This is a genomic window from Salinibacterium hongtaonis, assembly GCF_003065485.1.
GTDB lineage: Bacteria > Actinomycetota > Actinomycetes > Actinomycetales > Microbacteriaceae > Homoserinimonas > Homoserinimonas hongtaonis.
In genome coordinates, this window is the sequence record NZ_CP026951.1 from 968,701 (window position 1) to 991,742 (window position 23,042).

Genomic DNA, 23,042 nt, shown 5'->3' on the forward strand with positions numbered 1-23,042 from the left:
GGAGAGCGCATCCGAACTTTCGTGTCTCATACTTCTACCATGTCATATTTGTCAAATATGTTCATGCGTCGCCGTGCTCCTAAACATATATGCGCCGATGGCCTCTATGTGATAGAGCCACAATGAAAAGGGTGAGCGACGGCGAAACATGACTCGCTGCACGTACACGTTTGCCGCGGCATGGGAGATCAGCACTACCACCCTGCCTGAGACAGTGACTATTGAAGTTTTCAATGCTGAGGGCGTGCAAGTCGGCGGCGAGACATTTGATCTCGTCTGGACACAGGTGGATGGCGGAAAATGTGGCGGGCCCCATGAGTCTCAGATTCTTCGCCTCTAGCTCGACCGCGACGCGCTAATGCAATGCGCATCCGCCGGAGCTCCAGGGGCGCGCGAAGGCCAACAGGCGCGACGTGACTGCTGTGTTTCGCGGCGCCCGCATTTCCTTGCGAGGGATCGGAACGAATTGTCCACGGCTAGCGCTGCGAACGGCAAGACACTCGTTGTCCTAGGAGCGGGTGCTTCTGCGCCGTCGCTTTTTACTTAAGCCGCGCTGACCGGGCTTGTAGGTGAGAGCATGAACGAGTGCCTCGATCCCCATCCGGGGTATCTCATCGAAGATGGCGTGCCAGCAACTGCAGGAAACTAGGAACATCGAAGAGTTTCACTCCTCGCTCCCGAAGTGGAGCATGGTCGGCTCGTCAATGCCGACGTAAGCGCGGTCACCGTGTGTTCCTTCGAGAAGCTGACGAGCTGCCTTTCGCCCGTCTACGCTCGCTGTCGTACGCGAACCTGGACCTGAGCAACTTCGAAGGGTGTGTATACCCGCTCATGGGCATGCACACGTGCGCCAATATCGTTTGTTCCGTCCCGGGGGATGCGTCTGCTTGCCTCTTGAGGGCCGGGGAGATCGTCGAGGGCATCGATCTCGCTCGGGCTCGTAGGCAGTCCGCTCGCAACGATGCCCAGCTAGCGATGGGTCCGGCACGCCTCTGCGTGGCGCTGGGTCTGACGCTCGCCGACGGGGGTGCTGACCTTGCAACGTCCCGCGTTCGGCTCGACCTGAGCACTCTTGGCGGGGTGCAGCCTCAGGCGGTGCGGTCGAGCGTGCGAACCGGCGTATCCGGGCCGGGCGGTGGCGGTGACTTTCCGTGGCGCTTCTGGATCGACGGCGACCCGACGGTGTCGCCGTACCGGGCGCACATGCCCCGAAAGCGGCAATAGATACATCCCGAGGATGACCCGGGGTTGCATCCGTGGGCTGATGTGCGAATGGATGCTCACGGCGAGGCTAGAGGCATGAACCATTTCCCGCAGGGCCGCGTCGTGCTTGCCGCCCAGAACCTCGTTGTCTCCTATGCCGATCACACGGCCCTCGCGGGGGTGAGCCTGTCCATCAGCGCGGGGGAGTCCGTGGCCATCATGGGGCCGTCTGGTTCGGGAAAGACGACGCTGCTTCACGCTCTCGCGGGCATCCTGCCTCCGAGCGGAGGTGACATCACGGTGTCGACAGGGCCAGCCCCGCTGCGCCTTGCTGGCCTCGGTGAATCTGAGCGCTCCCGCCTGCGTCGCGAGGAGTTCGGCTTCGTTTTTCAGCAGGGCTTTTTGATCCCAGAACTGACCGTTGTCGAGAACGTCGCGCTCCCATTGCTTCTCGCTGGCCACGCCCGCAGGAGTGCAGAGGCCGATGCCTCCGTGTGGCTCGCAAAGCTTGGCCTAGCCGGTCTTGAGAAGCGCCGCATCGGCGAGCTCTCGGGTGGGCAGGCACAGCGCGTGGCAATCGCACGTGCCCAGGTGACGGGCGCAGGGGTGATCTTCGCGGATGAACCGACGGGTGCCCTCGACTCTGTGACCTCGACCGAGGTCATGTCGGCGCTCCTTGAGGTCACCGCGGATGGCAGCCGCGCGCTCGTCGTCGTGACGCACGACGAGCAGGTGGCCGCCCGATGCTCGCGCACCGTCCGGCTCCGTGACGGTCGTCTCGACGTCGTCGGTGCCACCTCCGAGGTGTCGGCATGACCGCGGTCGTAGCCCGCCCAGCACGGGGTCACCCCTCGATATCCCGTCTGGCGTGGATGTTTGCGCGGCCGAGCGCGGATAGTGCGGCAACGCTCGCGCTGCCCGCGGTGACCTTTGCGATCACGACCGCGCTGCTCCTTATTGTCACCGGCGGCACGATTATGTTCTGGCAGTGGCCGGAGTCCGATTACTCGGAGTTGTATCGCGTCCTGAGCGTCTTGGCCCTTGCGCTTTTGGTCATTCCGCTCGCTGGGTTGAGCGGTGCCGCAGCGCGACTCTCTGCTCGTCGGCGCGACGACCGCCTCGCCACTCTGCGACTCCTCGGTGCCACGCCGTCGCAGGTCGCCCGCATTACGGTGCTGGAATCGGTTGTCGTTGCCGCTGCGGGGGCGTTCGCCGGAATCGTGCTCTATCTCGTGGTGACTCCGCTGGTGGGGCTGATCACGTTCAAGGGGGAGCCCATCGGTGCCGGTGCGCTCCTCGTGTCGCCGGTGGTCGTACTTGCCGTGGTTGCGGGGGTTATCGCGCTCGCCGCAGTGAGTTCGATCGTGGGCCTGCGTCGCGTCGTGATCTCGCCACTCGGTGTTCGAATCAAGCAGAGCGCCCCACGGCTGAGCTGGGTTCGAGGGGTCATCGGTGTTGTCGTCATTGCGATTTCGACGGGCATCCTTTCCAGCCTGGGCGTGCTTCCCAGCATCGCGGCGGTTGCTGTCGCGCTGGGGATCGCGTTCGCGGTCGGTGTCGCCGTTCTCAATTTGATCGGGCCGTGGGTGATCGGGCTCGTCGCCTCTATCCAGGTCAAGCGGGCAAAGGTTGCTCACACGCTGATCTCGTCCCGCACCATCATGGAGTCCCCACAGGCTGCGTGGCGGCAGGTCAGCGGGGTCGCGATGGCAAGTTTCGTTGCGGTCGTCGGCGGCACAGGCGTGTCGTACCTCAATGCACTGGGTGCTGAGGGTGTCGAGGACGGCTACATGCTCGCCGATGTTCGCACGGGCATCCTGATCACGCTCGTGGGGTCGTTCCTTATGGTGGCCTGTTCTGTGGGCGTCAACCAGGCATCCGCGATCCTCGATCGGCGGGATCTCTACGTCAACCTTGATCGGGTCGGAATGCCGCGACCCGTGATGGAGAAGGCAAGGGCGCGGGCGATCATGGCGCCGCTTCGGTGGGTCTCGCTGGGCTCGGGAGTAGTCGGGGCGATCATGATCTTCCCACTCGCGGGAATCACTCTCATCCTTGCGCCGACATCGCTGCTGGTGATCGCAGGGGCGTTCGTGCTGGGCTTCGTTCTCGTTGCGTTGGCAACGCGGGTGACTCGGCCGATCCTGTCCCGGGTTCTGGCGAGGCCCGAGCGAGCATAGTTCGGGGCGGTGGTCTCTCGGCGAAAGCCTAGAGGCCACCGCGAACGAGCAGCGATATGGATGCTGCGATGCAGGCCCACAGAACGCTCGCGAATGTTCCGATGATGAACCGCTCCTGAGCTTCTGCATCGCTCAGCTCTGTAAAGCGGCCGACGCCCTTGATGGCGACAACCACGGCCAGGCCTTCGGGAAACCCTGCAATGAGCGTTCCGGCAATCGCTGCGCGCTCAAGGAGTCCGATGGTGAGGCCCCCGCGCAGTACTTCGCGGCGACCACCGTCGAGAAGAATCCCGCCGTGCACGCCGAAGGTGCTGCTGCCCCGAGTTGCGAGTTGCAGCACGACGCTGGCCGCAGGACCCCCTCCGATCACGGCCAGGGCGAGGCAGAGAGTTCCGGTGATGATCGAGAGCACGACCGAAGCTCCCGGGGTCGGCATGATGGCCACGATCACGGCCGCGACGAGCGTGATGGCCGAAGCAAGGGTGAGATATTTCGAGGGCCTGAACCAGCTAATGAGGGCCGTTGCGAGCGAGGCCACCACGAACATCAGCAGCAAAACCCAGTAGATCAGAGCGGAGAAGATCAGCACGGTGCCTCCGGATGCCCGCTAGGGCGTTGTCGCGGTCGTTGCGAGGTTCTCGAGGAGCCTAACAAGCGCTTTCCTCGCATCCCGTTCAATTTTGAGCGCGGCGACTTTGGCTCGGTCGCTGACGGCGGCGGCAGTAATGCCGAGGACCTGAGCCGCGTCGGCCTGAGTGGGTGCGCTAGTCAGGACGTCGTGGAGTTCCCAGCCCTGCCCGCTCCGTCGCCGTAGCAGTTCGAGCAGGGGATCGAGCAGGGATTGTGCGTCTTCGGCGGTCGGCCAGGCTGCATCGGTGAGGTTGCCTCCCCGCACGGCAACTCGGGTTTGCCGCCGTTTTGCCGCCGTCACGGCGTCTCTGGCTGCAATAAATGCGTCGCCGGTCGCCTCCCCAACAGCGCCCGGCAGGGGAGTGCGCACGGTGCCAACCCCTATTCCGATGCTCCAGTTGCCGGTCCTTGCGAGCATGATCGTGATGTCCAGCACTGTGGCCGCGCTATCGGTCAGAAGTTGAATCTCATCACCGGCGTTGCGGTCAGCAGGCAGGGCGAGAGAGTCTCCGAATTGATCGTTTATCGCTTCCCGCGCTGGCCCGACAAGGTCTTCGCGTGCCCGGCTCCCTCGCTGATCCGCCGAGATGACAAACATCAGGCCCTCATCCTTGATCTCCATGAATAAAGGCTACTGGCCTAATATACAGAAATCAAGTCTCTGCGCCTGATGAGTCGAGAGGGGCGACCCGCGCTGATACGGTGGATTCTGTGTCAGTAACCCCCGCGATTCTCGCGCACCAGAGCAATGACCCCGCCTTCCCCACCGTATGGGATGAACTCCAGTGGCGAGGTCTTATTCACGTATCCACCGATGAGGCGCAGCTCCGAGAGCTTCTGGCCGGCCCGCCCATCACGTATTACTGCGGATTTGACCCGACGGCACCGAGTCTTCACCTGGGCAATCTTGTCCAGCTTCTTCTTCTGCGCCGCCTCCAGCTCGCCGGTCACAAGCCACTTGCACTCGTTGGTGGTTCGACCGGTCTCATCGGCGACCCCAAGCCGACGGCCGAGCGCACGCTCAACACTCCCGACACCGTGAACGAGTGGGTGGGCTACCTGCAGGGTCAGGTCTCCCGCTTTCTTTCGTTCGAGGGAGACAATGCCGCGCGACTCGTCAATAACCTCGACTGGACGGCGCCGCTCTCCGCAATCGATTTTCTGCGCGAGGTTGGCAAGTACTTCCGTGTCGGCTCCATGCTCAAGAAGGATGCCGTTAGCGCCCGACTCAATTCCGACGCGGGCATCAGCTACACCGAGTTCAGCTACCAGGTCCTTCAGGGCATGGACTTTCTCGAGCTCTACCGGTCATACGGATGCGTGCTTCAGACGGGCGGGTCAGATCAGTGGGGCAACCTCACGAGTGGGTCAGATCTCATCCACAAGGCTGAAGGGGCGAGCGTTCATGCGATCGGCACCCCTCTCATCACCAATTCCGACGGCACCAAGTTCGGCAAGAGCGAGGGCAATGCCGTCTGGCTCGACCCTGCTCTCACGAGCCCGTACGCGATGTACCAGTTCTGGGTCAACACCGACGATGCGGATGTTATCGCTCGACTCAAGGTCTTCACTTTCCTGTCGCGTGACGAGATCGAGCGGCTTGAGCGGGCAGTCGCCGACGAGCCGTTCCGTCGTGAGGCGCAGCGCACGCTGGCGTTCGAAGTGACTTCCCTCGTTCACGGGGTGGCTGCCACCGAGTCGGCGATCGCTGCGGCAGAGGCACTTTTCGGTCAGGGCGATCTGACCGCACTCGACGAGCCGACCCTTGTGGCTGCAATCGGAGAGCTTGCGCAAACGCAGGCGGATCAGCAGTCCACCGTTGCGCAGCTCTTAGTGGCAACGGGTCTCACCAAGAGCCTGGGGGAGTCGCGCCGAGCCATCGAGCAGGGGGGCGTTTACCTCAATAACGCCAAGGTCGCCGATGTCGACGCGGTGCTGGGAAGCGCCCTGCTGTTCGGCAAGTTCGCGGTACTGCGTCGGGGCAAGAAGACCCTCGCGGGCGTTATCGCAGGGTAGTCAGAGGTGCGCTCGCTTACTATGGAGCCGCATCAATCGAGGGGAAAGCGTGAACGACCAGTCATCAAGCCAGGGGCAGACGCCTTCGTCGCCCACGGCGCAGGGCGGCGAACTCCGTCGAGACCGAAAGAGCCTCCGCGAGGCGGCACGAAACGAAGCCCGTCGTCCGGTTCTGGGTCGTCGCGCTGCGCCCGAGCCCGAACTTCAGCCCGAGTTTCAGTCTCAGTCGGAGTCTCAGACTCCGCCGGAGTCTCCGTCTCACGACGATCGCCAGGCCCCGCCGGTTAGCGCTGCGCCGCTCGCGCAGCCCACGGCCGCGCGGTTCCCACCGGCACCGCCCGCAGTTCCGTCCGTGCCGATCTCGAGCTATCTGAGCGCGACGCCCGCGTTCGCGCCCACCCCGGCGGCCGCGGCCGAAACGATGGCCGACGCCGCGCGTATGCGGCGGGCGCCGGATGCTGCGACCGCGCATGAGTCCTCATCGGTCGGCAGCTCGGCTTTCGAGCAACTCGGCATTGACATCAGCGACGAGCCCGAAGAATCAGGTTCATCGCAGAGCGGGCCGTCGCACTTCGACTCGTTTGCTACTCGCAGCTTCACCCCGCCAGCCGTGAGCCCGGCGGCGCCGTTCGGTGGCGACCCTTTTAGTCGCGACGAAGTTGGGCACCACAGCCCCGGCAATAACGACGGGGGAGTTGCCGCCGCGCCCTTTGGTTCCGCTCCGTTCCTCGCAGAACCGATTTCGGCGCAGTCTGCTGTGACTCATTCGTTCGCACCGACATCATTCGCGGAGCCGCCCACGATTCGAGGCGAACAGTCGGATCAGCGCTTCCGCTCGGCAACGGGCGAGCTGCCGCTCACGTTTGACCCACCCGTGTCGCAGATGTCGTCGTTGAGCGCATCCGCTGCAGCTCCGGCCTTCGCCTCGAGCTACCCCGCACCCGCTGTTCCTTTCCCCGGTGGGGAAGGTGAGAGCCTTTCTCCCGCTACGGGTGCTCATCCCGTTCTGGGTGTACTCAGCCCGACGGTGCCCGATCTTTCCCGCGACCAGGTGATTCTCGATCGCGCCGCTCTTGCCGCCGCCGTTGTCGTTCCCCCCGCAGGTTTTGCACTCGCGCTGTATGCCCTTCGTCGAGGGCGCGAACTCAGGGGATGGGCGAGCAACCTGGCCCGGGCCGCTGTTGCGGTGTCGGTTGTCATGACCGTTGTCTTCGCTATCGGTGCAGGGCTTCTGTGGGTCAACGCTCAGCGGCAGGCCGCGGCTGATCAGGATGCAGCGGCCGCCGCAGCAAGCCACGATGCGATTGTCGCCGAGGCCGCCGAGTTCTGCGCGACTCTCGCGGCGACCCCTCAGGTCTTCGCATCGGGGGATTCTGAGTTCGGTTGGCCGGCGTACTCCGGCGATGAGGATGCGTACTTCGCCGAAGCCGACGCATATGGTGCGCTGTGGCAGCAGCTTGTTGCGGTCGCCCCCGCTGCGATCACGGAACAGGTCACCTCTGTCAGCGCTCGCGTTGATGGCATCGTTTCTGTCGCCAGCAGCCTCCCCAACGTCAACCGTGCAGGCAATGTGCTCGACCTCACATCGCAGGACGACATCTCCACCGTCGGCACGTTCGTGGCGGACTACTGCAACTAGTCGTTTCTGAGTCCTCCTTAGAACCACAGAGAAGGCCCGTTTTTCCCGTGTTTGTTGGGGAGGCGGGTCTTTTGTGGTTGGTGGGGTGGGGGTGTTTTGTCGAGGTTGTGTCGCGACACGCCCGGGATGTGGGGGTGATTTGCCGGGTGTTCCAGATCCCCGTAAAGTTCTTTCTTGTCACCCCAAAGGTGCGGGAAGCGGAAGAGCTTCTCGGCCTCACGTGGGACCAAATCCTGGCTCTAAACAGCCGCTCCCCGAGTTCTTCTTCGTGAAGATGTCCGATTTGCAAAGTCGGGCCGTGGGGACGTAGGATATAAAACCTGCTTCGAACCGAGTTTTCGGTTGATCTGGTCTTGAGACTGGGCGCTTTTTGAGTGTCTGGGTGTTTGGGACTGGTGGATGAAGTGGGACGAGAAGTGCCCCGGCAGTAACACCGTGAGGTGGAGCACCGGGAGCGTCCGATCCTTGAGAACTCAACAGCGTGCACAATGTCAAATGCCAAAAACCTCGTGCAATTGAACCGTTTCTAGCGGGGATGTTGCAGGAGATTCCTTTGGAAAAACATTAAACAAAACAAGCAAGTCAGTAATGATTTGTTCTTGTCAGTTTCAAACTTGTGTTCGGTCCGCCTATTTCCGGTGGTCGTTCACACTAGATGTGCCGGCGGGTTTACCTGCTGTGCAATCAAACATTTACGGAGAGTTTGATCCTGGCTCAGGATGAACGCTGGCGGCGTGCTTAACACATGCAAGTCGAACGATGAACACCGGAGCTTGCTCTGGTGGGATTAGTGGCGAACGGGTGAGTAACACGTGAGTAACCTGCCCCAGACTCTGGGATAAGCGCTGGAAACGGCGTCTAATACCGGATACGAACCTCCACCGCATGGTGAGGGGTTGGAAAGAATTTCGGTCTGGGATGGACTCGCGGCCTATCAGCTAGTTGGTGAGGTAATGGCTCACCAAGGCGACGACGGGTAGCCGGCCTGAGAGGGTGACCGGCCACACTGGGACTGAGACACGGCCCAGACTCCTACGGGAGGCAGCAGTGGGGAATATTGCACAATGGGCGAAAGCCTGATGCAGCAACGCCGCGTGAGGGACGACGGCCTTCGGGTTGTAAACCTCTTTTAGTAGGGAAGAAGCGAAAGTGACGGTACCTGCAGAAAAAGCACCGGCTAACTACGTGCCAGCAGCCGCGGTAATACGTAGGGTGCAAGCGTTATCCGGAATTATTGGGCGTAAAGAGCTCGTAGGCGGTTTGTCGCGTCTGCTGTGAAATCTGGAGGCTCAACCTCCAGCCTGCAGTGGGTACGGGCAGACTAGAGTGCGGTAGGGGAGATTGGAATTCCTGGTGTAGCGGTGGAATGCGCAGATATCAGGAGGAACACCGATGGCGAAGGCAGATCTCTGGGCCGTAACTGACGCTGAGGAGCGAAAGCATGGGGAGCGAACAGGATTAGATACCCTGGTAGTCCATGCCGTAAACGTTGGGAACTAGATGTAGGGACCATTCCACGGTTTCTGTGTCGCAGCTAACGCATTAAGTTCCCCGCCTGGGGAGTACGGCCGCAAGGCTAAAACTCAAAGGAATTGACGGGGGCCCGCACAAGCGGCGGAGCATGCGGATTAATTCGATGCAACGCGAAGAACCTTACCAAGGCTTGACATATACGAGAACGGGCCAGAAATGGTCAACTCTTTGGACACTCGTAAACAGGTGGTGCATGGTTGTCGTCAGCTCGTGTCGTGAGATGTTGGGTTAAGTCCCGCAACGAGCGCAACCCTCGTTCTTTGTTGCCAGCACGTAATGGTGGGAACTCAAAGGAGACTGCCGGGGTCAACTCGGAGGAAGGTGGGGATGACGTCAAATCATCATGCCCCTTATGTCTTGGGCTTCACGCATGCTACAATGGCCGGTACAAAGGGCTGCAATACCGTAAGGTGGAGCGAATCCCAAAAAGCCGGTCTCAGTTCGGATTGAGGTCTGCAACTCGACCTCATGAAGTCGGAGTCGCTAGTAATCGCAGATCAGCAACGCTGCGGTGAATACGTTCCCGGGCCTTGTACACACCGCCCGTCAAGTCATGAAAGTCGGTAACACCCGAAGCCAGTGGCCCAACCGCAAGGAGGGAGCTGTCGAAGGTGGGATTGGTAATTAGGACTAAGTCGTAACAAGGTAGCCGTACCGGAAGGTGCGGCTGGATCACCTCCTTTCTAAGGAGCACTCGAGGATGCCTCTGTATACAGGGCTAGAACACCTCGTAGCCATTTCGGAGACATATGTTCTCCGGTGGCGCTCATGGGTGGAACATTGACATTGTGGCCAGGATGATGATCCTGAATCTTTAGTACGCCGAACTTGTTCGGAAGGAAAAGGGTTTGGGGGAGGGTTCTGGTCTTTGCACGCTGTTGGGTCCTGAGGGACCGGGCCGGCGCCTTTGGGTGTCGACCGAACTCCTCTGGACCTCTGTCGGAGACACCGTTGTTTGGTGTTGATGAGGGGGTACCGCCCGTATTTTGAGAACTACACAGTGGACGCGAGCATCTTAGACACTCGCGCAAATTCAGCCGACAGGGCTTGCCCTGGATGGTTGTTGGAGCGCGTGATGTCTTCAATTTAGATCGAGTAAGACGCCGGCTTTCGAGTCGGTGTTGACGCTGATCTTTGTGTGATTTTGTCAATCAAGTTTCTAAGTGCAAACGGTGAATGCCTTGGCTTCTGGAGCCGAAGAAGGACGTATAAATCTGCGATAAGCCTCGGGGAGCTGATAATAGAGCTTTGATCCGAGGATTTCCGAATGGGGAAACCCCGCCAGGCGCAGCAATGCGACCTGGTGACTCCCGCCTGAATATATAGGGCGGGTAGAGGGAACGTGGGGAAGTGAAACATCTCAGTACCCACAGGAAGAGAAAACAACAGTGATTCCGTGAGTAGTGGCGAGCGAAATCGGAAGAGGCCAAACCGATCATGTGTGATAGCCGGCAGGCGTTGCATGGTCGGGGTTGCGGGACGTTTCAGCAGTTACTGCCGTACTGCAAGCGTTACAGAGGAATATAGACGAATGGTCTTGAAAGGCCAGTCATAGAGGGTGCCAACCCCGTAGTCGAAATGTTCTAATGGCGCGAGATGTATCCCAAGTATCACGGGGCCCGAGAAATCCCGTGTGAATCTGTCAGGACCACCTGATAAGCCTAAATACTCCCAGAAGACCGATAGCGGACAAGTACCGTGAGGGAAAGGTGAAAAGTACCCCGGGAGGGGAGTGAAATAGTACCTGAAACCGTTTGCATACAAACCGTTGGAGCCTCCATAGCAGGGGTGACAGCGTGCCTTTTGAAGAATGAGCCTGCGAGTTAGCGATATGTGGCGAGGTTAACCCGAGTGGGGAAGCCGTAGCGAAAGCGAGTCTGAATAGGGCAATTCAGTCGCATGTCCTAGACCCGAAGCGAAGTGATCTATCCATGGCCAGGTTGAAGCGCGTGTAAGAGCGCGTGGAGGACCGAACCCACTTCAGTTGAAAATGGAGGGGATGAGCTGTGGATAGGGGTGAAAGGCCAATCAAACTTCGTGATAGCTGGTTCTCTCCGAAATGCATTTAGGTGCAGCGTTGCGTGTTTCTTGCCGGAGGTAGAGCTACTGGATGGCCGATGGGCCCTAAAAGGTTACTGACGTCAGCCAAACTCCGAATGCCGGTAAGTGAGAGCGCAGCAGTGAGACGGTGGGGGATAAGCTTCATCGTCGAGAGGGAAACAACCCAGACTACCAACTAAGGTCCCCAAGCGTGTGCTAAGTGGAAAAGGATGTGGAGTTGCAGAGACAACCAGGAGGTTGGCTTAGAAGCAGCCACCCTTGAAAGAGTGCGTAATAGCTCACTGGTCAAGTGATTCCGCGCCGACAATGTAACGGGGCTCAAGCACACCACCGAAGTTGTAGATTTCGTATTTTAGGTAAGCCTTCGTGGTTCAGCCGTACGGAGTGGTAGGAGAGCGTCGTGTGGGCAGTGAAGCGGCGGTGTAAACCAGCCGTGGAGCCTACACGAGTGAGAATGCAGGCATGAGTAGCGAAAGACGGGTGAGAAACCCGTCCTCCGAAAGAACAAGGGTTCCAGGGCCAGGTTAATCCGCCCTGGGTAAGTCGGGACCTAAGGCGAGGCCGACAGGCGTAGTCGATGGACAACGGGTTGATATTCCCGTACTGACGAAAAACCGCCCAAACTAATCCAGTAGTGCTAAGAGTCCTAACCCGGACTGACCAATCCCTTCGGGGTGCGGCGGACCGGTCTAACGCTCGACCCCGTTCTGGTGCGGTTAGCGTATTAACAGGTGTGACGCAGGAAGGTAGCTGAGCCGGGCGATGGTTGTCCCGGTCTAAGGATGTAGGCCGAGAGATAGGCAAATCCGTCTCTCATTAAGGTTGAGACCCGATGGGTAGCCCGAATGGGCGAAATCAGTGATCCTATGCTGCCAAGAAAAGCATCGACGCGAGGTTTTAGTCACCCGTACCCCAAACCGACTCAGGTGTTCAGGTAGAGAATACTAAGGAGATCGAGAGAATCGTGGTTAAGGAACTCGGCAAAATGCCCCCGTAACTTCGGGAGAAGGGGGGCCTGAGGCGTATTAGGACTAGCTCCGAAAGCGTTTGAAGGCCGCAGAGACCAGTGGGAAGCGACTGTTTACTAAAAACACAGGTCCGTGCCAAGTCGCAAGACGATGTATACGGACTGACGCCTGCCCGGTGCTGGAAGGTTAAGAGGAACGGTTAGCCGCAAGGCGAAGCTGAGAATTTAAGCCCCAGTAAACGGCGGTGGTAACTATAACCATCCTAAGGTAGCGAAATTCCTTGTCGGGTAAGTTCCGACCTGCACGAATGGCGTAACGACTTCCCAGCTGTCTCAACCGCGAACTCGGCGAAATTGCACTACGAGTAAAGATGCTCGTTACGCGCAGAAGGACGGAAAGACCCCGTGACCTTTACTACAGCTTGGTATTGGTGTTCGGTGTGGCTTGTGTAGGATAGGTGGGAGACTGTGAAGCTGGCACGCTAGTGTCGGTGGAGTCATTGTTGAAATACCACTCTGGTCATATTGGATATCTAACGACGAACCGTAATCCGGTTCTCGGACAGTGCCTGGTGGGTAGTTTAACTGGGGCGGTTGCCTCCTAAAAAGTAACGGAGGCGCCCAAAGGTTCCCTCAACCTGGTTGGCAATCAGGTGTCGAGTGTAAGTGCACAAGGGAGCTTGACTGTGAGACTGACAAGTCGAGCAGGGACGAAAGTCGGGACTAGTGATCCGGCAGTGGCTTGTGGAAGCGCTGTCGCTCAACGGATAAAAGGTACCTCGGGGATAACAGGCTGATCTTGCCCAAGAGTCCATATCGACGGCATGGTTTGGCACCTCGATGTCGGCTCGTCGCATCCTGGGGCTGGAGTAGGTCCCAAGGGTTGGGCTGTTCGCCCATTAAAGCGGTACGCGAGCTGGGTTTAGAACGTCGTGAGACAGTTCGGTCCCTATCCTCTGCGCGCGCAGGAAATTTGAGAAGATCTATCCCTAGTACGAGAGGACCGGGATGGACGAACCTCTGGTGTGTCAGTTGTTCCGCCAGGAGCACCGCTGATTAGCTACGTTCGGAATGGATAACCGCTGAAAGCATCTAAGCGGGAAGCCAGCTTCAAGATGAGATTTCCATCCCTTTTAGGGGAGAGGCTCCCAGCTAGACTACTGGGTTGATAGGCAGGATGTGGAAGTGCGGACTAACGACGCATGGAGCTGACCTGTACTAATAAGCCGATAACTTGATAACACTTTCAAAGATGTCTACGCGTCCACTTTGTGGTTCCCGATTTACGGTCGGGGATCAACCCACACACCCCAAGTCCTTCACGGATAACGGATGTGTGGCTATGAACTGATACATAAATCAATAGTGTTTCGGCGGCCATAGCGCGAGGGAAACGCCCGGTTACATTCCGAACCCGGAAGCTAAGACTCGTTGCGCCGATGGTACTGCAGGGGGGACCCTGTGGGAGAGTAGGACACCGCCGGACTTCTTCATGAAATGGCCACCCCTTAGGGGGTGGCCATTTCCATTTAAGAGGTCAGCCAGAACACGTCCACAGCAAGCGCCGACTGCGCCCCAGTAAACTGGGGCGGGCAGAACTGCGTGTGGACCGCGTCCACGAGAACCGAAAAGAGCCAGGAGAGCCGCTGTGAGCGATTCAGACCGCGACGGACGCCCCGCGCGCAAGCCAGAAGGATCCCGACCGGCTCGCGCTGGCGGCGCGAATTCCGGACCCGCCAAAGGCGGACCCCGTTCTGATAAGCCGGGCCGCTCTGACAAGCCTCCCCGTGCCACTCAGCATGCACCCCGAGGCGGCCAGGGCCGCCGCGACGAGCCGCGGCTGTGGACCCGAGAAGGCACGCCGGCTCGTGGCGACCGTGATGCTCGCCGTGACGACAGCTACGAAGATCGTGACCCGTACGGCACGCGGTCGGTGCGCACTCGTCACGACGACCCCGAAATTCCGGAGGATGTGAAGCCGGCCGACCTCGATCGGGTCGCGCGCGCTCAACTCAAGACTCTGAGCAAGGAGAATGCGGACGGCGTCGCCGTCCACCTTGTCATGGCGGCTCGGTTGATCGATTCTGATCCCCAGCTCGCCCACCGCCACGCAACATCCGCTGCTCGCCGTGCGGGCAGAATCGCGGTTGTGCGCGAGACGCTTGCGATCACCGCTTACGCCACTGAAGACTACGCTCTCGCGCTGCGCGAGTTGCGCACGTACCGCCGCATTTCTGGGCGCGATGACCAGTTGCCCATGATGGTCGATTCCGAGCGAGGCCTCGGTCGGCCCGACCGTGCCCTTGAGCTCGGGCGGTCCGTGGACCGTTCGACTCTGCCGGTAGACGTTCAGGTTGAGCTCGCAATCGCGATGTCGGGTGCACGGCTCGATCTTGAGCAGCTCGACGCGGCGCTTGTCGAGCTAGAGATTCCTCAGCTCGACCCGACGAGAGCATTCTCGTGGAGCCCAGCGCTGTTCTCCGCCTACGCTGCTGTGCTCGAAGATTTGGGCCGCGCCGACGAGGCGGAGACCTGGTACCAGCGAGCTGATCGTGCCGCAGACGCCCTCGAAGGCGGTAGCGGCGAGAGTGATGAGGATGTCGTTGAAGTTTTTGAAGAAGATGTCGAAGAGCACGACTACGTCACCGACCGTGCAGACGCCGACGAATCAGACGACAGCGAGTCCGACACCAGCGAGTCCGACACCGAGCGATAGCAGCGGCGTTTCTGCCGGGCCATCCTCTACGGTTCGGGTCTCTCTCGCCGCGGGGGAGACCCCAGTTTCGGGCGTCGACCTCATACTGCTGGACCTTGACGGCGTCGTTTATAAGGGCGAAGCCGCTATCGCTGGCGCAGTAGATGCCCTCAACGCCTCCGAGCTTCGAATCGGTTACATCACCAACAATGCTTCTCGGTCGGCGGCTACCGTCGCTGACCACCTCCGTCGGCTTGGCCTCGAGGCCGCCGAATCCGATGTTGTGACGTCGTCGCAGGCGGCCGCTCGCCTGCTCGCGGATCTTGTTGAGCCCGGAGGCGAAGTCCTTGTCGTCGGCGGCGAGGGTCTCATCGTCGAGGTCGAACGCGCAGGCTTTATTGCTGTGTTCACGGGCACACCGGAAACCGCTGCCGTCGTGCAGGGCTTCGCCCCCACGGTGGGATGGGAATCCCTCGCGCAGGCGGCATTTGCGCTTCAGGGGGAGTATTCCGAACGGCCTTGGGTAGCGACCAATAACGACTGGACGATCCCGGTTGCTGGCGGGATCGCCCCCGGAAACGGCACCCTCGTCTCGGCGGTCCACACCGCTGTCGGTCGGCTTCCCATCGTCGCAGGCAAGCCGGAGGTTCCTATTTTTGAGGCCGCGCTGGAGAGATTTGGTGTCGCAGACGCCCTCTTCATCGGCGACCGTCTCGACACCGATATTCTCGGCGCGAATCGCGCCGGTCTGCGTTCGGCGCTGGTTCTGACGGGAATCGACGGACCCAAGCAGCTCCTCGCTGCGAGTGCGCCTATGCGCCCGGAACTGATCCTCACCGATCTCAGCGAGTTGACTCTGCCATACCCGGCCACAGAGTTCGAGGCAGACGGAGTTGTGCGGGTGCGCGATTCCGCCGTGCGGATGAACGGTCACCGCGCGGAGCTTGTTGCCCCTGGCGCCCACGTTGACCTGGTGCGCGCATCCTGCGCGGCGGTCTGGGCATCCGGACTCGCTATATACGGCATCGACGTCGACGGGCTATTGATGGACGCGCTCGGCATTGCACGGGATGACTCGCGGCGATGAGCCCATCCCCGGCCGCTGTGTGGTGCAATTGATCTGTGTCTGATCACGAGAAGTCCATTGACTCCGCATCCGCCCAGAGCGGTGGCGACGAGGGCGCTCTGCTGTCGCGCGTGCGACTGATCGAAGACCAGCCGCTGGAATCTCGCGCCGCTGCGTTCGCTCACGTGCACGACGAATTGCAGACCATGCTCGAGGGCGCGGAGCCCCGAGACCGGTGACTGACGCACCGGAGAACGATGGCCCACAACGGCTCGACGCTGCCCTTGCACAGGGGGCGGCGCGCTCGCGAACCCACGCGGCCCGCTTGATTGCGGACGGACTGGTGTCTGTGGACGGCGCGACAATTCTTAAGCCGTCATTCAAAGTGCGCCCCGGCAGCCGAATCGACGTGGCCGGAGCTGACCACTATGTGAGCAGGGCCGCCCACAAGCTAATCGCGGGCCTCGACGCTTTTGGCCTCTCGGTCGACGGCAGAAATGCTCTGGATGTCGGCGCATCGACGGGCGGGTTCACTCAGGTGCTGCTCGAGCGAGGCGCTCGAAGGGTGATCGCACTCGACGTAGGTCACGGTCAGCTGGATGCCGCGGTCGCCGCCGATGATCGTGTCGTCGTTGTGGAGGGCTTCAACGCGAGGTCGATGACTCCCGAAACGTTGCAGGCTGCCGCGGGAGAAACCGGCTCAATCGACCTGGTTGTTGGCGATCTATCGTTTATCTCATTGACGATGGTGATTCCCGCGCTCGTTGAGACAGTGGGCACCGCCGCCGATTTTGTTTTGCTCATCAAGCCGCAGTTCGAGGTGGGGCGCACCGGCATTCGCGAAGGCATCGTTCGAGACGCTGGGCTGCGCAACGATGCCGTGTGTGGCGTGCTGTGGGCGGCGTGGGACGTGGGCCTCGGCACGGCGGGCATCATTCCTTCCCCCATTCTCGGAACCACGGGAAATCACGAGTATGTGGTGCACATGAGCGCTTCGGGGAGCAATCCGACAGAATGGTTGGAGCGGGTTTCTGACCTCTGTGCCTAGCGGTCCGAGTCCGCGTCCTCCGTATCCACCCGAAGCAAGGAGTGCCAGAGTGTCTGCTGCTGCCCACGGTTCCTCGCTGTCGGGAACGCGCAGCATTCTGGTGGTGTCACATACGGGGCGCGAAGAGTCTCTCGATGCGGCAGCCGAGGTGTGCCGCGAGCTACTGAGGGACGGCGTGATCCCGGTAGCTACTGCGCAGGAGCGTGAGGACCTGTTCGCGCACGACCCTGCGCTGCTGGCGATCCGGAGGCTCGGCGAAGAGGTGGCGATCGACGACCTGGAGATCGCGATCGTGCTTGGCGGGGACGGCACGATTCTGCGAGCCGCCGAGCTGCTGCGCGGCTGCTCCGCCCCCATTCTCGGAGTGAACCTCGGGCATGTGGGGTTTCTCGCGGAAAGCGAGCGCGACGGGCTGCGCGAGACGGTGCGCCGTGCGCTCTCTCGTGACTACCTCGTCGAGGAGCGGATGACGCTCGATGTGCGCGTTAAAGTGGGCACCGAAATCGCGTACGAGACGTGGGCACTGAACGAAGCGACCGTTGAGAAAGCGAGCCGAGAGCGGATGCTCGAGGTCGTCATCGAGGTCGACAAGCGCCCGCTGTCGTCGTTTGGCTGCGACGGAGTCGTGATGTCCACTCCCACCGGGTCCACCGCGTACTCCTTCTCTGCTGGCGGCCCCATCGTGTGGCCGGAGCTCGACGCGATGCTTCTTGTGCCGCTCAGCGCGCACGCCCTTTTTGCGCGCCCCCTCGTCGTTGGCCCCGATTCCGTTTTTGCCGTCGAGGTGCTCGATCGCACCCAGGGCACCGGCGTGCTGTGGTGCGATGGGCGCCGCACCTGGGATCTTCCTCCTGGCGCGCGCGTTGTCGTGCGGCGCTCGACCATTCCCGTTCGTCTCGCTCGCTTGCACCAGGGGCCGTTCACGGATCGGCTCGTCAACAAGTTTCAGCTTCCGGTTGCGGGATGGCGCGGACCCACACCTTTTGACGCCACCCGCGAGATCCCCGTGCAGCGCGCGGTGTTTGATGAGGGTCGGGAGAGCGCTTCGTGATCGAGGAGATCGTTATCCGCAACCTCGGCGTGATCGGCGAGGCCAGAATGCCGCTGGGCGCTGGCTTCACCGCTCTCACGGGAGAGACAGGCGCGGGTAAAACCATGGTGGTTTCGGCGCTCGGATTGCTTCTCGGCGCGCGCGCCGATAGCGGCGTAGTGCGCCAGGGATGTGACTCCGCGAGTGTCGAGGGCCACTGGCTCATCGAGGCAGATGGCCCTGTGGCCGAGCGCGTGATCGACGCGGGCGGCGACATCGACCCCGCCGGCCCCGGCAAGGCGGAACTCATTCTGGGCCGCACCATAACCTCGGAGGGCCGCAGCCGCGCCGTTGTGGGCGGGCGCTCTGCACCCGTTGGCGTGCTCGGCGATATCGGTTCGCATCTCGTGGTCGTTCACGGCCAATCCGAACAGCTTCGGCTGCGTTCATCCACTGCCCAGCGGGAGGCGCTCGACCACTACGCCGGCGCGCCCCTGGCATCCCTGCTCCGGGAGTATCGCGAGGTCTTCCACCGTTGGCAAGAAACGCAGGCGGAGCGTGACGTGCTCGTCGCCGAACGCGACCGTAGGGCTCGCGAGGCAGAAGACCTCCGCATTGCGATCGACGAGATCGAGTCGGTGGCCCCCGAGCCGGGCGAGGATGTTCTGCTCGATGAACGAGCCGAGAAGCTGGCCAATCTCGAAGACCTGCGGATCGCCGCCGACAGTGCCCATCTCTTGCTTTCCGGTGACGTCGACGACACCCCGGCCGCAGCACCACTTCTCGACATGGCCAGGCGCCAGCTTGAGCGCGTCGCCTCCCACGATCCCGCCCTTGCGCCCATCGCGGCCGCAATCGGCGAGGCATCGTTCATCGTCGCCGACCTCGGTTCTCAAATTGCCAGCTACGTCGCGGGCCTCGACGCGGACGGCGCAGCAGAGCTCGAGAGTGTGCAGGAACGCCGGGCCGAGCTATCTGGACTCACGCGCAAACACGGACCATCAATTGATGACGTGCTCGCGTTTCTCTCGCAGGCGAGCGACCGCCTTCTCGAACTCGATGGTGACAGCGACCGCATCGACGAACTCACCCGTTTGCTCGCAGAAGACACCGCCGCCATCGAGACACTCGCCGACCGGCTTCGCGAGGTGCGGGCAGAGGCGGCGTCTCGCCTCGCCACAGAGGTGACTCGTGAACTTGCCGCCCTGGCGATGCCGGATGCTGCGCTTACCGTGCAGGTCACCGAGGCAACCGAATACAGCACCACTGGGCGAGACCAGGTGTCCATAATGCTTCGGCCACATGCCGGGTCAGACCCGCGCCCTCTCGGCAAGGGAGCCTCTGGCGGCGAACTCTCTCGCGTGATGTTGGCGATCGAGGTTGTGCTTGCGGCAACCAACCCCGTTGCGACGTTCGTGTTCGACGAGGTCGATTCTGGCGTGGGTGGTGCATCCGCCATCGAAATCGGGCGCCGGCTGGCGCGTCTTGCAGAGAAGTCGCAGGTTATTGTGGTGACCCATTTGGCCCAGGTTGCCGCCTTCGCCACGAACCACCTGAGTGTGGTCAAGGACAGCGACGGCACGGTGACGGCCAGCAGTGTTCGACAGCTCGAGGGCAATGACCGGGCGGCGGAGATGGCCCGCTTGCTTTCTGGCCTTCCCGACTCCCAAAGCGGTCTCGAACATGCCAAGGAATTGCTGGAGCTCGCGGCCGCCGGTTGACCCACGAATCATCGCGACGCGGTGGACTCCCGGCACTTTGACGGAATCGCAATGATAGGCTGCAACCCCGTGGTGGACATTAATAACGCGGGCATAACTAAGCACATCTTCGTCACGGGGGGCGTCGTCTCCTCGTTGGGCAAGGGCCTGACGGCCGCCAGTCTGGGCAACCTTCTAACGGCTCGCGGTCTCCGCGTTGTCATGCAGAAGCTTGACCCGTATCTCAACGTCGATCCCGGAACGATGAACCCGTTCCAGCACGGCGAGGTCTTTGTGACCGACGACGGCGCTGAGACGGACCTCGACATCGGGCATTACGAGCGCTTTCTCGACATCAACCTCGGGCAGTCTGCCAACGTCACGACGGGACAGATCTACTCGCAGGTGATTGCGCGTGAGCGCCGCGGTGAGTACCTCGGCGACACAGTGCAGGTTATCCCGCACATCACCGACGAGATCAAGCGCCGCATGCGCCTGCAAGCCGCGGAGCCGATTGATGGCAGCGCCCGGCCCGACGTGATCATCACAGAAATCGGCGGCACGGTCGGCGACATCGAATCGCAGCCGTTCATCGAGGCCGCGCGCCAGGTGCGCCACGAGCTCGGCCGCTCCAACTGCTTTTTTGTGCACGTTTCGCTGGTTCCGTACCTGAGCGCGGCTGGCGAACAGAAGACGAAGCCGACGCAGCACTCTGTTGCCGCCCTGCGCTCGATCGGTATCCAGCCCGATGCGATCGTTCTGCGCTCCGACCGGCCAGTTCCCGAGTCGATGAACCGCAAAATCGCGCTCATGTGTGACGTTGACCCGGAGGCGGTCGTCAACTGCCCCGATGCGTCGAGCATCTATGACATCCCCACGATCCTGCACGAACAGGGCCTCGACTCCTACATCATCGATCACTTCGGAGTTAAGACCGATGACGTGGACTGGTCGGGATGGAGCGAGCTTCTCGAGGTCGTGCACAACCCGCGTCACGAGGTAACGGTTGGGCTCGTCGGAAAGTACATCGACCTGCCCGACGCGTACCTTTCGGTGACGGAGGCCCTCAAGGCCGGTGGTTTCGCCAACGATGCCCGCGTCACGATCGAGTGGGTGCCCTCAGACGAGTGCGAGACCCCGGACGGTGCTGCCCGCATGCTCTCGCACCTCGACGCGATCTGCGTTCCGGGTGGGTTTGGCGTTCGCGGCATTGAGGGCAAGCTGGGCGCTCTGCGCTTTGCCCGCGAGAACGGGCTGCCGGTTCTCGGCCTGTGCCTCGGCCTGCAGTGCATGGTTATCGAATATGCGCGGGATGTTGCCGGCCTTGTCGGTGCATCGTCGACGGAATTCGACCCTGAGACTCCGATCCCCGTGATCGCGACAATGGCGGAGCAGGTTGACATCATCGCCGGCGGCGACCTGGGCGGCACGATGCGCCTTGGTCTCTATGAGGCGGCCCTAGCCGAAGACTCGATCGTGGCGGAGCTGTATGGTGCCCCGATGATCTCGGAGCGTCACCGCCACCGCTACGAGGTCAACAACAAGTACCGTGCGCAGATCGCCGAAGCCGGGCTGTCGTTCTCGGGAACCTCGCCCGACGGCCACCTGGTGGAGTTCGTTGAGCTGCCGCGCGACGTGCACCCGTTCTATGTGGGGACGCAGGCCCACCCGGAGCTGCGGTCGCGGCCCAATCGCGCGCATCCGCTGTTCTCGGGCCTCGTCGCGGCAGGTCTTGAGCGCCAGCGCGCTGCCCGGCTTTTTGAGGTCGTAGAGCCGGCTGACGCGTGAGCGACATGCTCGCGGACGAGCCAGCCGAGTTCGCTGTAGTCGAGTCGGAGACGATGTTCTCCGGCCGGGTATGGGACGTACGGCGGGACCGGATCGCCTATGGCGATGCGGAGATCGTTCGCGAGTATGTTGACCACACGGGCGCTGTCGCCGTTGCGGCGATCGACGACCGTGGTCGCATCTTGGTGATCCGCCAGTACCGGCATCCGATCGCCATGCGCGATTGGGAACTCCCCGCCGGTCTGCTCGACATCCCGGGGGAGGACCCTCTTGCCGCAGCCCAGCGGGAGCTGGCAGAAGAGGTCGATCTCGTTGCCGATGAGTGGGCCCCTCTCGTGGAGTTCTACACCTCGCCGGGGGGCAGCAACGAGCTTCTGCGGGTGTACCTAGCACGCGGTGTGCGGGCCACACCGGAGGCTTTCGTTCGCGGCGAAGAAGAGGCCGATATTGAGACCCGCTGGGTCGAACTCGACGAACTGTTGGATGCTGTGAAGGCAGGCAGGGTACGCAACGGAATTCTGGTGACGGCGGCGCTCTCACTCGCAGCGGAACGCTGACGTCGATGACCGAGGTGGCCCTGTCGACTCTCGTCGATCGCTATCTGCGGCATCTCGCGATCGAACGCGGCCGGGCTGAAAATACCCTCGCCGCTTATCGCCGGGATCTGACCGCCTACCTGGCCTACCTAGATCGCTGCGACATCCGTTCACTTGACCTAGTGGCAGCGACCCATGTGTCGAGATTCGGTCTGGAACCGGGCGCCCAGGGCGGCCAGCGCAGCGCTGCTTCGGTGGCCAGAGCGCTCTCGTCCGTGCGTGGGTTCCACCGGTTCTGCCTCGACGAGGGCTATGTGGCGGAGGATGTTTCTGCCGACACCAAACCGCCCAAGCTCCCACTGCGCCTGCCCAAGGCGATCGCCCTGGACCGGGTGGAGGCGCTACTCGAGGCCGCATCCGGCGACGACCCCCTGGCGCTAAGGGACCGAGCACTTCTTGAACTCCTGTATGCCACGGGTGCGCGCGTCTCTGAGGCGGTCGGGCTGAACGTCGACGACATGCACGAGGCCGATGAGACCCAGGTTGTGCGACTTTTGGGCAAGGGCGGCAAACAACGCATCGTGCCGTTGGGGAGCTATGCCAAGGCCGCGATCGACGCGTATCTGGTGCGGGCCCGCCCGGGAATGTCGACAAAAGGACCATCGACGCCCGGGCTGTTCTTGGGCCGACGCGGCGCGCGGCTCTCGCGGCAAAACGCGTGGCTAATTATTCGAGCTCGGGCCGAGCAGGCTGGCCTCGATACCGAAATCTCGCCGCACACTCTGAGGCATTCGTTTGCCACCCATCTGCTGGAGGGGGGCGCCGATGTCCGGGTCGTGCAGGAGCTGCTGGGGCACTCCTCGGTCGCGACCACGCAGTTCTACACGCTCGTGACCGCTGACACCCTGAGGGACATGTACACAACGGCCCATCCGCGCGCGCGCTGAGCC

The 23,042-nt window shown here is 61.7% G+C and carries 16 protein-coding genes and 3 rRNA genes; 17 read left to right on the forward strand and 2 right to left on the reverse strand.

From position 1 onward, the window contains the following. Positions 1-729 precede the first annotated feature (729 nt). The 3 genes from C2138_RS04710 to C2138_RS04720 all read left to right on the forward strand — a co-directional run bounded on the left by C2138_RS04710 (position 730) and on the right by C2138_RS04720 (position 3,383). Entirely contained in the window at positions 730-1,224 is a 495-nt protein-coding gene (locus C2138_RS04710) for a DNA-3-methyladenine glycosylase (protein ID WP_338418817.1), read from the forward strand. Positions 1,225-1,299: 75 nt separating this feature from the next. Next, a complete protein-coding gene (locus C2138_RS04715; RefSeq protein ID WP_108515937.1) occupies positions 1,300-2,019 on the forward strand; it encodes an ABC transporter ATP-binding protein in 720 nt (239 codons plus the stop codon). Next, entirely contained in the window at positions 2,016-3,383 is a 1,368-nt protein-coding gene (locus C2138_RS04720) for an FtsX-like permease family protein (protein WP_108515938.1), read from the forward strand. Before C2138_RS04715 ends, C2138_RS04720 begins: the two co-directional genes overlap by 4 nt. A 28-nt stretch (positions 3,384-3,411) precedes the next feature. On the opposite strand, the gene C2138_RS04725 is transcribed toward C2138_RS04720, so the two are convergent. After that, entirely contained in the window at positions 3,412-3,972 is a 561-nt protein-coding gene (locus C2138_RS04725) for a hypothetical protein (RefSeq protein WP_233245632.1), read from the reverse strand. An 18-nt stretch (positions 3,973-3,990) separates the two neighbouring features. After that, complete coding sequence (locus C2138_RS04730; protein ID WP_241961180.1) at positions 3,991-4,635, reverse strand: SatD family protein; 645 nt, start codon at positions 4,633-4,635, stop codon at positions 3,991-3,993. 89 nt (positions 4,636-4,724) lie between these two features. On the opposite strand from C2138_RS04730, the gene tyrS reads away from it, so the two are divergent. The 14 genes from tyrS (at position 4,725) to xerD (ending at position 23,039) form a co-directional block, all read left to right on the forward strand. Continuing rightward, on the forward strand, positions 4,725-6,029 hold the full coding sequence (tyrS, locus tag C2138_RS04735) for a tyrosine--tRNA ligase (RefSeq protein ID WP_199220510.1): 1,305 nt from the start codon (positions 4,725-4,727) through the stop codon (positions 6,027-6,029). A 49-nt stretch (positions 6,030-6,078) separates the two neighbouring features. Continuing rightward, entirely contained in the window at positions 6,079-7,668 is a 1,590-nt protein-coding gene (locus tag C2138_RS04740; RefSeq protein ID WP_108515942.1) for a hypothetical protein, read from the forward strand. 691 nt (positions 7,669-8,359) lie between these two features. Beyond that, a 16S ribosomal RNA gene (locus tag C2138_RS04750) occupies positions 8,360-9,884 on the forward strand. Positions 9,885-10,350: 466 nt separating this feature from the next. Next, a 23S ribosomal RNA gene (locus tag C2138_RS04755) occupies positions 10,351-13,471 on the forward strand. A 127-nt stretch (positions 13,472-13,598) separates the two neighbouring features. Next, a 5S ribosomal RNA gene (gene rrf, locus C2138_RS04760) occupies positions 13,599-13,715 on the forward strand. Together the 16S, 23S and 5S rRNA genes form the textbook arrangement of a ribosomal RNA operon. Before the next feature lie 162 nt (positions 13,716-13,877). Continuing rightward, positions 13,878-14,945 (forward strand): tetratricopeptide repeat protein, encoded by a 1,068-nt coding sequence (locus tag C2138_RS04765; RefSeq protein ID WP_241961181.1) that lies wholly within the window; start codon positions 13,878-13,880, stop codon positions 14,943-14,945. Beyond that, positions 14,827-16,011 (forward strand): HAD-IIA family hydrolase, encoded by a 1,185-nt coding sequence (locus tag C2138_RS04770; RefSeq protein ID WP_241961182.1) that lies wholly within the window; start codon positions 14,827-14,829, stop codon positions 16,009-16,011. The genes C2138_RS04765 and C2138_RS04770 overlap by 119 nt, the downstream gene beginning before the upstream one ends. 35 nt (positions 16,012-16,046) lie before the next feature. Continuing rightward, positions 16,047-16,229 carry a hypothetical protein gene (locus tag C2138_RS04775; RefSeq protein WP_108515946.1) on the forward strand — a complete coding sequence of 61 codons (183 nt, stop codon included), beginning with the start codon at positions 16,047-16,049 and terminating at the stop codon, positions 16,227-16,229. Beyond that, positions 16,226-17,038 (forward strand): TlyA family RNA methyltransferase, encoded by an 813-nt coding sequence (locus C2138_RS04780; RefSeq protein ID WP_108515948.1) that lies wholly within the window; start codon positions 16,226-16,228, stop codon positions 17,036-17,038. The genes C2138_RS04775 and C2138_RS04780 overlap by 4 nt, the downstream gene beginning before the upstream one ends. Before the next feature lie 49 nt (positions 17,039-17,087). Beyond that, positions 17,088-18,089, forward strand: a complete 1,002-nt coding sequence (locus C2138_RS04785; protein WP_422395406.1) for an NAD kinase — start codon at positions 17,088-17,090, stop codon at positions 18,087-18,089. Beyond that, complete coding sequence (gene recN, locus C2138_RS04790; protein WP_108515950.1) at positions 18,086-19,789, forward strand: DNA repair protein RecN; 1,704 nt, start codon at positions 18,086-18,088, stop codon at positions 19,787-19,789. Before C2138_RS04785 ends, recN begins: the two co-directional genes overlap by 4 nt. 51 nt (positions 19,790-19,840) lie before the next feature. Beyond that, entirely contained in the window at positions 19,841-21,556 is a 1,716-nt protein-coding gene (gene pyrG / locus C2138_RS04795; protein WP_108515952.1) for a CTP synthase, read from the forward strand. 5 nt (positions 21,557-21,561) lie between these two features. Continuing rightward, positions 21,562-22,113, forward strand: a complete 552-nt coding sequence (locus C2138_RS04800; RefSeq protein ID WP_108518821.1) for an NUDIX domain-containing protein — start codon at positions 21,562-21,564, stop codon at positions 22,111-22,113. A gap of 5 nt (positions 22,114-22,118) precedes the next feature. After that, positions 22,119-23,039 (forward strand): site-specific tyrosine recombinase XerD, encoded by a 921-nt coding sequence (gene xerD / locus C2138_RS04805; protein WP_108515954.1) that lies wholly within the window; start codon positions 22,119-22,121, stop codon positions 23,037-23,039. Positions 23,040-23,042 lie beyond the last annotated feature (3 nt).